The organism is Paenibacillus sp. BIHB 4019 (genome assembly GCF_002741035.1).
In the GTDB taxonomy this organism is placed as follows: Bacteria; Bacillota; Bacilli; order Paenibacillales; family Paenibacillaceae; genus Pristimantibacillus.
In genome coordinates, this window is record NZ_CP016808.1 from 3019401 (window position 1) to 3033060 (window position 13660).

A 13660-nucleotide genomic window follows, 5' to 3' on the forward strand; every position below is an offset into this window, starting at 1 on the left:
CATAAAGGTCTACAAGAGAGGATGACGACACATGCCAAATTCAAATCATTTATTTGGACAAGCCCTTGTCAAATCGCTGGTGGGGGAACGCGGCCATATTCGCATCGCCCGTGCTTTGCCTGACATGGATGCCGAGTTGGCGGGACGTGTTCATCAAGCTATGCCTTACAGCATTTATCAGCTGTTGAAACATATGCATTACTGGCAGCAATTCATGCTGGAGCATTTGGAAGGACGGAAGCCGCAGCTTCCTGCAAACGTCATGGAAAGCTGGCCAGAAGAGACGGCCCCGCAAGATGAGCTGTCTTGGCAGGCGGATATTCAGGCCTTTCTGGCTGGAGTCGACCAAGCGGTAGCTATTGCCGAAACCGCGCAGCTGGATGAGCCGCTTCTGTATTTTCCCGGCGAGACCAAGGCGGGGCTGCTGCGCAATATTGCATCCCACAATTCGTACCATCTGGGCGAAATTGTGCTGCTGCGCCGCTTCTATGGTGCTTGGCCGCCCCCAGGAGGCGGATTTCCGGCGTAACGGATAGAGGCACCCATTTGCAGTTGCTTAGGGCCATAGGGGCAAACGCCATTTTTATTAGCAGCCCTAGCCCGTTATTTAACGACCTCAGTAAATAAGGCAGCGACAGTAGCGGCGAGCTGTTCAGGGGGAAGCTCCAGCTGCAGGCCAATTTTCCCGGCGCTGACGACGATCGTCTCCTGCAGCTCAGCGCTGCTGTCGATAAAGGTAGGATACCGCTTTTTCATGCCAATTGGAGAACAGCCGCCGCGTATGTAGCCCGTCCACTTTTGCAAATCCTTCACTGGAAGCATTTCAAGCTTCTTCTCCCCGGCCGCTTTGGCCGCTTTCTTCATATCCAGCTCAGCCCCAACCGGAATGACAAAAATGTAAAGGCTGTTTCCGCTATGTGTGACCAGCGTTTTGAACACGCGATCCGGCGCTTTTCCAATTTTGCCCGCTACAGCACTGCCGTGGATTTTCCCATCCTCGTTATCATAGGTATGCACCTCATAAGAAATATGGTCGGCATCCAGCATTCGCATAGCATTCGTTTTGGTTACTTGCATGTACGGTCCTCCTCTGTGTAGAAATCGACGTATTTCATAAGCTGGGCAGCTCCTTTAAATTGTGTGACCAGCTTTTCGTTTAAGTTTTGCAGGGCAAGCTGAAACGCCTGATCGATTTTCGAATAGCTTTGCAGCTCGAAGGCTTTTAAGAGCTCCTTCATATTTTCGATATAATAGATCGTTTTTCTTAAGCTGCTAATGACTAAAATTTTTCTTAATTCCACTACGTTGAAAATGCGATAGCCATTTTCTTTATCCCTTTCGGAAACGATTAATCCCTCTTTTTCCCAATGCCTTATTGCGGAGGCGTTCACCCCAGCCATTTCGGCAACTTTGCCAATCGTCATTGCATTCGTCATTTTAACATTTCGATATTTGCTGAAATCAGCATTTTTAATCAGCATAAGAATTTCTTCAACTCTTTGTTTTTCCACTTGGTTGAGGTACAGCTGGTTGTTCACCAGCCAAAGGGCCTGCACCTGATCGCCGTTTTTTATTTTTCGCATGACCTCATAAACGGTTGGTATATCATAGCCTTGCAGCAACGAGCGAATCGTAATAAAAGCTTGAAAATGGATGGGCAAATAAGACCTATGGTTGCCTATCGTTCTCGGTACATCCGGGAGCAAGCCCTGCTCCTCATATCTTCTTAAAGTAGTCGTACTTATGTTCAGCTCATTGGCAATTTGTACAGGGGTAAACGTATTTGTCATGCGCCTGCTCCTCATTAAAGTAAAACCTTCAAGTGCTACGATAACATAAAAATGCCTGCATCGAAATCCTGCCGCTGTCTCATGAATCAAAACCGGAATATTGCATGAATGTTGTATGGTATTCATATAAGCGGATTAGGAGTGAAAACCATGAAAAAAATCGTAACTTTAAATGACGGCTCAAAAATGGAAGCGGGTCTAACCGGGAACCCTTCCGGTAAAGTCATCATGCTGCCGATAGCCAAAAAACCGGTTTATGGCCAGCAGGCTGAAAGCTTGAAAAGATGGGGGGCAGACCCCGAGCTGGGGGAGCATTTTATCGAGGGACTATCCGACCAGTTTCAGGTTTTATATTTTGATTATGAAGGCCATCTTTTTGAAAATCCTCAGCCGGATCAGCTCACGCCTGACCATATGACAAAGGATTTTCTGCTCATAGCCGATGAAATGAAGGTGGATACCTTTAGTTATTATGGCTACTCATGGCTTGCATTAGCTGGCTTGCAACTGGCGATTCGAACAAACAGATTGGAAAGCTTGATGATGGGTGGATTCCCGCCATACGAAGGGCCTTATAAAGAAATGCTGATCGTAACGGAAAAGACTCATGGGCAAGCTTTAAAGAATCCAAGCAGCTCCAAGGCTTCTATATATGAGGAAAATACGGCTCCTGATGCCATCGATTGGGATCATATCCAAATCACTCTCGATCCAAAGCAAACCCAACAATTTGTTACCTTGTATCAAAATTTAATGGATTTTGATGATACGTCCATTCAATATGCGTTGGACTTTCCTAAACTAGCCTTCGCTGGAGAAAAGGATACGATTGTTTACGGCGAAAGCTTCGGCAGTGTAACGGTTGATATGATTGGTATTTTGCAAAAGAATAAACAGCAGCTAGAACAATGGGGCTGGGATGTGGCTATTCTCGAGGGAGGAGGAATGGACCATACCCAAGCGATGCAGCCTAATGCTGTTCTGCCCTTGATTAAACCATGGTTGATGGAGCATTTGTAAATGATCTATCTACCGATCCGGTATAACAAACGACACGGTTGTTCCTTCATTAACGCTGCTTACTATCGACAAGCCCTGGCCGTACAGCTGCTGCAATCGGCGATTCGTATTAGGGATGCCAATGCCAGCTTTTTCACTCAAAGCAGCATTTTGCAATTGTGCGACCATCTCCTGCTCCATTCCCTTGCCATTGTCTTTTACTTCAATAAGGGTGAAGCCCTCCCGGCGAGTGATGGAAAGCTGAATCGTACCTCCTGTATTTCGGCTGAGGAGACCGTGCTTGACGGCATTTTCGATCAGCGGCTGAATAGAGAGCGGGGGCAGCAGCAGGCTAATGCCCGGCTCCACCTCCCATTCAATCGACAACCGATTCCCGAACCGCGTTTTTTCAATATAGAGATAGGCTTCAACGAGCGCGAGCTCATGGGACAGCTCTACCAACTCTCCTGTATTCAGATAATCAAAGCTAATCCGTAAAAAGGACGAGAAAGCCTCACCCAGCTTGCGCATGCTTTGCGTATCTATATCGCTTAATGCCATTAACGAATTAAGGGTGTTGAATAGGAAGTGGGGCTGGATTTGCGCTTGCAAATAGGCGGCCTCCATACGCAGACGCTCATTAATGGATAGCTTTAGCGCTACCAAGGCTCTGATTCGATATTTTAACTCCAGCGCATCTACGGGCTTCGTCACGTAGTCGCTTGCTCCCGCTGAAAATCCGGTGTAAATGTCGGCTTGCTGGCTGCGTGCGGTTAGAAGCAATACGGGCAGCTCCGACATGGAAAACTGCTCTCTTACTTTCTGCGTTAATTCATAGCCGGACATTTGTGGCATCATGACGTCAGCGATAAGCAAATCCCACTGCCGTGTCCCAAGCAATTGCAGCGCTTCCCTGCCGGAACGGGCGGTTGTAAGGGTGTACGGCTCGGTCGAAAGAATGCTTGCGAGAACACTCAGATTGATCGGATCGTCGTCAACGGCAAGAATATGGGCGTACTCTTCCTTAAGCAGCGGCGCAAGGGTGGGGGCAGCCTCCATTTCCCCTGAGAAATGATGCGGGAGCAGGAAGCCGGCGGGCGTCTCCTCCATGATTTCTGGCACTTGTCCAGAAGTTTGCGGGAACTGCGCAAGCGGAAGCTTGGCCTCATCTGCCAAAGGAAGATCAAAGCTGAACACAGAGCCTTTGCCCAATTCGGAGCGCACCGTCAATGCTCCGCCGTGCAGCTCGACAAGCTGCTTGCAAATGCTTAAGCCCAGTCCAATGCCTTGCCCATCGCTTATTCCAAAAGCACCTTGCTCATAAGGGAGAAAAATTTTCTCCTGCGTTTCTTTATCTATACCGAGACCCGTATCGGAAATATGAATAATCGCTTGCTTGTCGCTCATTTCGGCTGAGATGGTAATGCTTCCTTCCTCCGTATACTTGAGGGCATTATGCAGCAGGTTATATAAAATTTGAACGAGCCTTTTCTCATCAGCCAATACCAAGGGCAGCGATTCGGATATATCCATATGCAGGTTGATTGGCTTGTGCTCCTTCATGAATTGCAGCATTGCGATAACGCCGGGTGCAACAGCCTGAATGCTCAGGGGCTCCCGCTGCAAAACAATGCGTTGTTCCTGAAGCCGGGCAACATCGAGAAGATCGCCAAGCAGCTGTGACATTCGCCTGCTGATCGTAATGAGGAGCTGCATATCCTCAAGACTGCTTTTCGCAAGCCTGGTCTTCTCTTTAGTGACAACGTTATAAGCGATATTCATAATACCGTGCAGCGGCGTACGCAGCTCATGAGACGTATTTGCTAAAAACTGGTCTTTAATTTTATCCGCTTTTTGCAGCTGATTGTTCAAATCTTTGTTTTCTCTCGCATTTCGAAAATACTTTTTAAACCAATAGGCCGAAAAACCAATAATGGCAAAAATAATGTCAATAGGATAGTAGACGGTGGTAACATCTCTTGCATTTTCGGCAATGCTCCATAATAAGTTGGAAAGGATGCCTGCTGCGGACAACAGCAAGAAAATGATGTCATTATCTTTATTTTTTTGCAAAATCAGCGTTCCGACTATGTATATAAACCAGGCGAATGAGATGAAATTTATAATATTCAATATATTGAAATGAATAAGTCCATAAGCCATATAGACTGGCGAAATCAGAAAAATGACGGTAAAAACGACAATGGCCGCATTGTGCGTTCGGAACCAGTTTTCTCGCAGAGGAGTCGCGTTGAAGCTTTTGAATAGCAGAAGCAGGAGCACATTTTGCCACAGCAGAGTGATCATTCTAATCTTGAAACTCCAAGTATAGTTGATCGGCAGCCACAATAAGAGTACATTGTCGTGACCTATTAGAATTGTAATGCCTACGGATAACGTTAACAGCGCTGCGATCAACAATGTCTTATCTTGCGGACTGAACAGGTAGAGAATGCAAGCATATGCGCAATGAAGCAGCAGAATAAGAAAAATGAGCATCTGAAACCCTATCGAGTACCAGCGAACATAATCAATCGCGGCCGCAGTCCCGAAGCGAATTGGCGTTAAAATACCGCCCTTATAAGGACTGTCGAAATTGGCTGCATGAATGACCAATTCGATCTCTGTCGCGCCTTCAATGCCATAAGTAGAGGTGAAAGAAGCGCTTTTCGGCGTATATTCATAGGCAGATTCGGCAAGCTTGCCCATGCCCCCATTATCTTTACCGTTAAGCTCAATTTCTGATGCCGCCTGAATGTTTCTAAACCAGAATGAAACAGGAGTCTGAAGCGGATCGATCAAAATGCGAAGTCGATACGTTCCATATCCGTACGAGTTGCTAGAATGATGCGGCAGCGCGCTGCTCCAATCGCCTGGAACGACGACGTAGCTTGCATCGGATTCCGTCTCCAAAAACTCGGTGCCCGTTAAATATTTTTCAGGATAAAACTGCCATTCCCCATTCAAATTAAGCACGGGGGAATTTTCCAAATCGATACCGCGAAGATCAAGTACACCGCCAACGGCATGCGGCTGCTGGTCTGACATGGGAAAAAGGACAGACCATGCCCATCTCATGCTAACTAATACAGCAAAAATTAAAAGCATGATCGTTATATATTTAAAACGTGTGATAGGTTTTGCCTGCAGGACGTTCTTCAATTTTGTCATAAATGAATAAAACCTCTTTTGATCGTTCTCTATTGTTAATCATTTACATTATAGCATAGGATTTAGCCATTCTCTTGTCTGGCTGCTAAGAGAGCAGGTAACGACTAGCAAAAAGCCCTTAGAATAAACACTGGGAACCTGTGAAGGTTTTCCAGTGCTATTCTAAGGGGCGTCTAAAAGGGAGATGTCCTCCTGCGTAATTTCAAGCGTACCTGTGTCATCGAACAGGGGAAGCGTCTCGCCAGCAGCTGCTTGCAGCAGCCGCTCGATAATGCGTGTACCCCATAATTGTTCATTTTGCGACAGCGACGCTGTAATTTGTCCATTCTGAATTGCTTCCTGAATTTCCGGCATCATGCCGAACGTTAGGGAATAGCGGTTTAGACCTTGCGCTTTCCAGACGAGCACCGAGGTGGAGCCGGAGAGGGCATCCATCGATACGAGGGCGTCAAAATGCGGATGGTCGTCGATCATTTTTTCCAGCTGCGCCAGTGCGCGGGTTTCGTTGCCTTCGTTATACAACACATCGAGCACTTGAATGTCGGTCTGCTCATTAATATAGGTCAGCATGCCTTCGAGGCGCTCGCTCAAGCTTTTCATCCGCGTCATGCCGTTCTCGACAATAACCATTCCCCGCCCGCCCAGCAGCTCGGACAGCATATGCCCCATTTGGGCGCCCGCAGCAGCATGATCCGTTCCAATGAAGGCAGCGCGCTTGCTGCTCGGGGAATCGGATTCAAAGCAAATGACCGTAATGCCCGCCTGTACGGCCTTGTTAATGACAGGAACAAGCGCTTCCGCATCAATGGGATCAAGCGCTATGCCGTCAACCTGCGAGGCGATCATCGTCTCCATCATGCGGATTTGCTGCTCCAGATTCGCTTCATCCGGCGCCTTCACCATGAGCTTGACGCCGTGCTGAGCTGCTGCTGCTTTGGCGGATTCCGTCACCGTCTCATAATACGGATGCGCCATCGGATATATAATGCCAAAGGTAGCAGTGTCGGGTGCTGCTGTTGAAGCACTTGAAGCAACAGGGGAAGATGGGGGAGAGCCGCCATCCTGGCTGCTGGATGAGACGATGCGGGCATCTTCCGCCGTCTCATTACGACTATCGCTGCTGCTAGAGTTTCCAGCGGCAGTGCCAGCTGCCTCATGATTTGTACAGCCTGTCAGTAGCAAGGCGAGCACGAGCAGGGCTGCAAGCAAAATAGCGAGCAGGGGCCTTTGCCGAATAGCCGCAAGCCTATGGGCCAGCTTATGGGGAAATAATGATGCCTGAGCTCGCATGGTGATGCACTCCTTCTGCCGTTTGCGCACTGCCATCTTGTTCTTGCTGCTTGCGAAACTGCGTTGTCGTCATGCCGGTTACCCGCTTGAACAAATTGGAAAAATAATGGGCGTCATTATAGCCGACCTGATGGGCGATTTCATACGACTTTGCATTCGACGCCTGCAGCAGCTCCATTGCTTTGCGGATGCGCGTATGGGTTAGAAATTCAATAAAGGTCTGGCCCGTCTCTTGGCTGAACACTTTGCTAAGATGGCTGGGGCTGACGCGCACATGCTCCGCCGCATCATTCAGCGACAAATGATCATCGCCATAATGCTTCAAAATGTAGTCCTTCACCTGGCTCAGCATTTCGGCGTATTTATCCGCGGCGCCAGCGCGCCATTGCCAGAACTGCGCCAGCAGCGTTTGGAGATAACAGCAGGCATCCTCTTGGCTGCGTACCTCGCTCATGGCCCGCTGCAGCTTATCCAGTTGCTCCTTGGGCATATCCGGATTGCGCTGAATGGATTTGGCGATATGAACAGCTTCAATCGTCAAGTCATTAAGCAAATAATAGCCGTAAAAAGCGCCGCGCCAGTCAAGCTGCTGAAGCCCAGCTGCAAAGCTGGCGACGAAAGCCTCCGTCTTGGCGGGCGTGCCAAGCTTGAGGAAGTCGATGAAGCGCTGGCGCTGGGCGACGACCGATTGCTCGGATAAGCCGGAGGCGGCATCGCGCAGCGCCTTGCGGTTTTGCCCGGAGAGCCTGCGCCAATGCTTATCATCCTCCGCCTCCAAATAGGAGGAATGGATGCCTTGCAGGCGATCTTGAATACTGCCGATGCCGACGGCTATCGTGCAGTTGGCACTGCGCTCCGCCTGCTCCTTCCAGCTGGAGGCGAACCGCGCCAGCACCTCTTGCAGCTGCGGCAGCGAATCGCTCTTGAGCAGCCAGATCGTCTCCGTCTGGCTGCGCTTATAGGACAGCGTGCCCGGCAGAAGGGAGCTGACCGCTTCGTGCAGCAGCAGCTCCGTCTGCTGCTGGGTCGCCATATGAACGCTGGCGGAGCCTTCCGGGCAGCGAATGTCCGAGATGGCGGCTGCATAATAGCTGGCCGTCAGTCCAATTGAAAGCGAGCCGGCCTGATGGATCGCTTCGGCCGTTGTAATAAAGCCGCTGCATAAATCGCTGAGCAGCTTATGCCGCATCTGTTCTGCGCTTCCGCCTTGGGCGAGCTGCTTCTTCTCCAGCAGCTCGCGCTCATAGCGCTCGCGGTCAATGCTGCGGCTGACGTCCTGCAGCGTCCGCACGATATCGGCAGCGCTGACCGGCTTGAGGCAATATTCCTCTACGCCGACACGCAGAGCGGCACGGGCATATTCAAATTCGTCATGCCCGCTGAGAATAATGATTTTGATGTCCGGCATCCGCTCGCGGACGATGGCGCTCAGCTCCAAGCCATCCATAAACGGCATCTTGATATCGGTAATGAGGATATCCGGCTGGCGCTGCTCAATGAGCGGCAGCGCCAGCTCGCCATCAGAGGCGTCCCCGCAAAACATAAAGCCTTCTTGCTCCCAATTGATACAGTCCCGAATGCTTTCCCTGACAAGAATTTCGTCGTCAACGAGCATAACCTTTTTCATTCGGCTTCATCCTCTCCATTGGAATGCGGATCGTAACCTTGGTTCCGAGCTGGTCTTCGCTTTCTACGATAACGGTATAGGCTTCCCCGTAATAGAGGCGCAGCCGCTGCTGGACGTTATGCAGGCCGAAGCCGCCGGAAACCTCCGAGCCTGTCTCCTCGGGAATATGCTGCATGCGCAGCGCCTCGCGCAGCTCGGCAAGGCGCTCCGGCTTCATGCCGATGCCATTGTCCTCAATCATCAAATACAAGTCCGAATCTTGGCTGGCATAAGCATGTATGCGGATTAAACCTTTACCGCGTTTATTTTTAATGCCGTGATATAACGCATTTTCAACGATGGGCTGGAGCGTCATTTTCAAAATCGGCAAGTCCTTCAGCTCCTCCGGCACATCCAGCTCATATTCCAATATGTCGCGATAGCGCATCTGCTGGATGATCAAATAGCTTTGCACATGCTCCAGCTCATCCCTCAGGGCAATCCAGTCCCGCCCCCGATTGAGGCTAATGCGGAAAAAGCGCGACAGCGCCTGTACGAGCTGGATAACCTGCGCGCTGCGCCCGGCCTCCGCCATCCAGACGATGGAATCGAGCGTATTATAGAGAAAATGCGGATTAATTTGCGCTTGCAGCGTCCGCAGCTCTGCCTTCTGCAAATGCTCCTGCTCCTCAATGCTTTGCTTGAGCAGCTGCTTGATTTTCTCCAGCATAATGTTGAAGCTGTTGCCCAAATCGGCAATTTCGTCATGTCCGCTCGGCTGTACCTTGACCTCAAGAAAGCCGCTGGCTGCCAGCCGCATCTTGCTCTTCAGCAGCTGAATCGGCCGCGTCAGGCGGGCTGTAATGAAATAATGCAGCGTAATCGCAAACACGATGCTGAGCAGCACGCTGATAATGATCAGCTGGCGAATTTCATTCGCCTCGGCGACAATTTCCTGCAGCGGCACGGAGCCGACGATTTTCCAGCCCGTTGTAGACGAGGTTGTGAAGGCGACGAACTTCGGCCTGCCGATGCTGTAATCCACAAAGCTGTTTTGCTGCATAGCGAGCTGCGCGCTCAGGTCGGCTGGCGGCTGGGCCTTCGCCAAGCTCGTCATGGCCGAGGGGAGGAAGATGGGATTGCCCGCCTGATCAAGGACATAGACGTAGCCGCTTTCGCCAAGCGTAATATTTTCACAGTAACGCTCGATGATGGAATCATCCAAATCAATGACGATAAAACCGATCACCTCATGGGTAATTTGCTGCTTGACCGTTGCCATGATGGAGATGACGTTATGCTGCGAATAATGAAAGCCATCGAGACGGTCCAGCGGTGAGGCGTCCGGCGGGGGAATGTTCAATACCTCATCCGGATGGTTCAGCAAATATTGAAAATGCGGATTGCGCAGCGGATTCCTGTCCAGCTGGAACACGCCTTTACGCTCGCTTAGGCCCCGTCCATACAAGTTGACGACCGTAATGTTGAGCACACTTTCGTATTTATACGTTTCCCGGTACAAATTCATCGTTTGAATAATGGCTTTGGCATCCTCATACGTATCCGTTTGCGAAAATAAATAATGCAGCACCTGCGGGTTGTTTTCCAGCTCCAGCAGCCTTCCCGTATCCTCAAGCAGCGCATCAATATCATTGCCAAGCTGGCCCACGACGAGCATGGTCGCTGCTTTGCTGTGATCGGATACCGCATTGTACGATTTTTGATAGGAAATGAGGCCAACGGCAATCAGCGGGACGGAGGTCAAAATAATGAACATCAGCAGCAGCTTGGCCCGAAGGCTTGAGAAAATCCAGCGCATCAGCTTCATAGGTTTATAGGAACCTTTCAAATTGGAAATGTATGCGATTTCAAATCTATCCAACCTTCACTATACCAAATTGCCCCAAACCTCGCTACGCACAGATGAAGGATCGACGAAATTTCCACCTTTCGCACAAAAAATCAAACCATTTGCCGCCGTTGCTGGAAAATTACCCAAAAAATCAAATCGAACGGCTATCGGACTCCGTATCCCGGCCTTTTGAAAGCGTTCTATAATGAGGGCACGCCATAAGTTGGTGAATGACAGGGGAGGTAATACAAAGATGAAAAAAGCAGGAAAACTAGGCATGTCGCTGTTGATGGCGACGATGCTGCTCGTCACATCCGCTTGTGGAAGCGGCAATGGAGGAACGAATACGGCAGGAGCTGGCAATACCGGTGGGACGAGTGCTCCGGCAGCAGCGAGCAGCGAGCCAGCGGCAGCGCCGGCAGACAAAAAAGTGACGCTCGGCTTCGCTCAGGTTGGTGCCGAAAGCGGCTGGCGCACAGCGAATACGAATTCGATTAAGGAATCGGCGGCAGCGGTCGGCTATGACTTGAAGTTTTCCGATGCCCAGCAAAAACAAGAAAATCAAATTAAAGCGATCCGCTCCTACATTCAGCAAAAGGTGGACGTGATCGCATTTTCCCCGGTTGTGGAATCCGGCTGGGATACGGTATTGAAGGAAGCGAAGGATGCGGGCATTCCGGTTATATTGACAGACCGCGCCGTTGATTCGTCGGATACGTCGCTGTACGAGACGTTTATTGGCTCCGACTTCGTAGAAGAGGGCCGCCGCGCTGGACAGTGGCTAGTAGATAAATATAAGGATTCGACTGACGAAATCAACATTGTCGAGCTTCAGGGCACAACCGGCTCGGCGCCAGCGATTGATCGCAAAACAGGCTTTGAGGAAATCATTAAAGACCATGCCAACCTGAAGGTTATCGCTTCCCAAACGGGCGATTTCACCCGTGCGAAAGGCAACGAGGTTATGCAATCCTTCTTAAAAGCGAATAAGAAAATCGACGTTCTGTATGCTCATAATGACGACATGGCACTAGGCGCGATTCAAGCGATTGAAGCAGCAGGCCTCAAGCCGGGCGAGGACATTGTCATCATTTCAGTCGATGGCGTTAAAGACGGCTTTGTTGCGGCAAGCGAAGGCAAAATCAACTTTATCGTCGAATGCAATCCGCTGCTCGGGCCGCAATTGATGCAGGCGGTACAGGATGTACTGGATGGCAAAACGATTGAGAAGCGTATCGTGACGGAGGAAGGCGTCTTTACTTCGGAGCAGGCGAAGGCCGCGCTGCCTGACCGGAAATACTAGAAGCAGAGCTTAAAGCCAGCGAAGGAAGCCGAACAAGGCTGGTCCACGTACCAGGCGGACGGCTTCCTTTTTTCATCTTTTATCGTTCATCGCACAGGCGAAATTCCAAACCAAAGGGGAGAAGAAGATGGAGCGGGAACGCGAACCTATCCTGCAAATGAGCAATATCCATAAAGGCTTTCCAGGCGTAAAGGCTTTATCCGGCGTCAGCTTTCGCCTCTTTCCCGGCGAGATCCATGCGCTGATGGGCGAAAATGGGGCGGGCAAGTCAACCTTGATTAAGGTGCTGACTGGCGTGTATTCCATTGATCACGGCACGGTGGAGCTTGCGCGTCAGCGTATGGCTATCGATAGTCCTCAAGCGGCGCAAACGGCCGGCATTAGTACGGTTTATCAGGAAGTAAATCTATGTCCGAATTTGACAGTTGCTGAAAATATTTTTATCGGCCGCGAGCCGCGTCGTTTTGGCCGTATTTTATGGAAAGAAATGAATGCGGCAGCCGAGAAGCTGCTGCTCGAACGCTTGCAAATTCGATTGGATGTAAAGCTGCCATTATCGGCTTATTCCGTCGCCATTCAGCAGCTTGTTGCGATTGCGCGGGCGTTGAACATTTCGGCGAAGGTGCTCATCTTGGATGAGCCGACGTCGAGTTTGGACCGCAATGAAGTGAAGCAGCTGTTTGAGGTCATGAACAAGCTGAAGGCGGAAGGGCTGGCCATTTTGTTCGTCACGCATTTTCTGGATCAGGTATATGAGGTGTCCGATCGAATAACCATTCTCCGGGGCGGAGAATTTGTAGGGGAGTATTTGGCCAAGGAGCTTCCCCGGATAGAGCTCGTATCGAAAATGATCGGCAAGGAGCTGCAGCAGCTCGATGCGCTGCCGCGTGAGAAAGAGGCGGCTGCGGCTGCCGAGTCTTCGCAGCAATTGGTTATTGAAGCGAAGGCGCTTGGCCGCAAAGGGGCAATTGAGCCGTTCGACCTCCATATTCGCAAGGGAGAGGTCGTTGGCCTTGCCGGCTTGCTCGGCTCGGGAAGGACGGAGCTGGCGCGGCTGTTCTTCGGCGCAGATAAGCCTGATGAGGGCGCGCTGCGGGTGAACGGAGTGAAGGAGGGCATCGCTTCGCCGCGCGAGGCGATCGACCAGGGAATTGCCTTTTGCCCGGAAAACCGCAAAACAGAAGGCATTATCGACGAGCTGACGGTTCGTGAAAATATGATTCTCGCCCTGCAGGCGACGCGCGGCTGGTTCCGCGCCATTCCCCGCAAGCGGCAGGATGAGCTGGCTGATGAATATATCAAGGCGCTCAACATTAATCCGCCGAACCCGGAGCAGTTGATTAAGAACCTTAGCGGCGGCAACCAGCAGAAAGTCATTCTTGGCCGCTGGCTGCTGACGCAGCCGAAGCTGCTCATTCTTGATGAGCCGACGCGCGGCATTGACGTCGGCGCAAAGGCGGAAATTCAGAAGCTTGTGCTGAAGCTGTCGGGCCAAGGCATGTCGGTGCTGTTCGTCTCCTCGGAGCTGGAGGAGGTGCTGCGGGTCAGCGACCGGATCGCCGTGCTGCGGGACCATGTCGTAGTCAAGGAAATAGAAGAAGATGAAATGAGCCAGCAGCAGCTTATGCAGGCGATGGCAGGGGAGTGAG

The 13660-nt window shown here is 50.7% G+C and carries 10 protein-coding genes; 4 read left to right on the forward strand and 6 right to left on the reverse strand.

Translation table 11 applies throughout. The features are described from left to right. Nucleotides 1-31: 31 nt before the first annotated feature. Complete coding sequence (locus tag BBD42_RS12800) at nucleotides 32-529, forward strand: DinB family protein (RefSeq protein ID WP_099518440.1); 498 nt, start codon at nucleotides 32-34, stop codon at nucleotides 527-529. Between the two features lie 74 nt (nucleotides 530-603). Here BBD42_RS12800 and ybaK read toward each other — a convergent pair whose 3' ends face one another. Together ybaK and BBD42_RS12810 are read right to left on the reverse strand one after the other, a co-directional pair. Next, a complete protein-coding gene (gene ybaK / locus BBD42_RS12805) occupies nucleotides 604-1077 on the reverse strand; it encodes a Cys-tRNA(Pro) deacylase (RefSeq protein WP_099518441.1) in 474 nt (157 codons plus the stop codon). Then, nucleotides 1068-1790 (reverse strand): MerR family DNA-binding transcriptional regulator, encoded by a 723-nt coding sequence (locus BBD42_RS12810; protein ID WP_099518442.1) that lies wholly within the window; start codon nucleotides 1788-1790, stop codon nucleotides 1068-1070. The genes ybaK and BBD42_RS12810 overlap by 10 nt, the downstream gene beginning before the upstream one ends. 150 nt (nucleotides 1791-1940) lie before the next feature. Between BBD42_RS12810 and BBD42_RS12815 the strand changes: the two genes are divergently transcribed. Then, the gene (locus BBD42_RS12815; RefSeq protein WP_099518443.1) at nucleotides 1941-2810 is read left to right on the forward strand and encodes an alpha/beta fold hydrolase; all 870 of its coding nucleotides are present in this window, start codon (nucleotides 1941-1943) and stop codon (nucleotides 2808-2810) included. A gap of 9 nt (nucleotides 2811-2819) precedes the next feature. Here the strand turns inward: BBD42_RS12815 and BBD42_RS12820 are convergent, their stop codons facing one another. The 4 genes from BBD42_RS12820 to BBD42_RS12835 all read right to left on the reverse strand — a co-directional run bounded on the left by BBD42_RS12820 (nucleotide 2820) and on the right by BBD42_RS12835 (nucleotide 10684). After that, on the reverse strand, nucleotides 2820-5960 hold the full coding sequence (locus BBD42_RS12820) for an ATP-binding response regulator (protein WP_099518444.1): 3141 nt from the start codon (nucleotides 5958-5960) through the stop codon (nucleotides 2820-2822). A 162-nt stretch (nucleotides 5961-6122) separates the two neighbouring features. After that, on the reverse strand, nucleotides 6123-7250 hold the full coding sequence (locus BBD42_RS12825; protein ID WP_099518445.1) for a sugar ABC transporter substrate-binding protein: 1128 nt from the start codon (nucleotides 7248-7250) through the stop codon (nucleotides 6123-6125). Further along, entirely contained in the window at nucleotides 7219-8877 is a 1659-nt protein-coding gene (locus tag BBD42_RS12830) for a response regulator transcription factor (RefSeq protein WP_099518446.1), read from the reverse strand. The genes BBD42_RS12825 and BBD42_RS12830 overlap by 32 nt, the downstream gene beginning before the upstream one ends. Continuing rightward, nucleotides 8855-10684, reverse strand: a complete 1830-nt coding sequence (locus tag BBD42_RS12835) for a sensor histidine kinase (RefSeq protein WP_099518447.1) — start codon at nucleotides 10682-10684, stop codon at nucleotides 8855-8857. Before BBD42_RS12835 ends, BBD42_RS12830 begins: the two co-directional genes overlap by 23 nt. 277 nt (nucleotides 10685-10961) lie before the next feature. Here BBD42_RS12835 and BBD42_RS12840 point away from each other — a divergent pair, with 277 nt between their 5' ends. Then, nucleotides 10962-12011: an ABC transporter substrate-binding protein gene (locus BBD42_RS12840; protein WP_056033628.1), complete on the forward strand. Its 1050-nt coding sequence runs from the start codon at nucleotides 10962-10964 to the stop codon at nucleotides 12009-12011. 127 nt (nucleotides 12012-12138) lie between these two features. Then, complete coding sequence (locus tag BBD42_RS12845; RefSeq protein WP_099518448.1) at nucleotides 12139-13659, forward strand: sugar ABC transporter ATP-binding protein; 1521 nt, start codon at nucleotides 12139-12141, stop codon at nucleotides 13657-13659. Nucleotide 13660 lies beyond the last annotated feature (1 nt).

What these genes read in the sequence shown, in the direction of transcription:
- BBD42_RS12800 (WP_099518440.1), top strand. Translation starts at nt 32, where the DNA reads ATGCCAAATTCAAATCATTTATTTGGACAAGCCCTTGTCAAATCGCTG.
- ybaK (WP_099518441.1), bottom strand. Translation starts at nt 1,077, where the DNA reads ATGCAAGTAACCAAAACGAATGCTATGCGAATGCTGGATGCCGACCAT.
- BBD42_RS12810 (WP_099518442.1), bottom strand. Translation starts at nt 1,790, where the DNA reads ATGACAAATACGTTTACCCCTGTACAAATTGCCAATGAGCTGAACATA.
- BBD42_RS12815 (WP_099518443.1), top strand. Translation starts at nt 1,941, where the DNA reads ATGAAAAAAATCGTAACTTTAAATGACGGCTCAAAAATGGAAGCGGGT.
- BBD42_RS12820 (WP_099518444.1), bottom strand. Translation starts at nt 5,960, where the DNA reads ATGACAAAATTGAAGAACGTCCTGCAGGCAAAACCTATCACACGTTTT.
- BBD42_RS12825 (WP_099518445.1), bottom strand. Translation starts at nt 7,250, where the DNA reads ATGCGAGCTCAGGCATCATTATTTCCCCATAAGCTGGCCCATAGGCTT.
- BBD42_RS12830 (WP_099518446.1), bottom strand. Translation starts at nt 8,877, where the DNA reads ATGAAAAAGGTTATGCTCGTTGACGACGAAATTCTTGTCAGGGAAAGC.
- BBD42_RS12835 (WP_099518447.1), bottom strand. Translation starts at nt 10,684, where the DNA reads ATGAAGCTGATGCGCTGGATTTTCTCAAGCCTTCGGGCCAAGCTGCTG.
- BBD42_RS12840 (WP_056033628.1), top strand. Translation starts at nt 10,962, where the DNA reads ATGAAAAAAGCAGGAAAACTAGGCATGTCGCTGTTGATGGCGACGATG.
- BBD42_RS12845 (WP_099518448.1), top strand. Translation starts at nt 12,139, where the DNA reads ATGGAGCGGGAACGCGAACCTATCCTGCAAATGAGCAATATCCATAAA.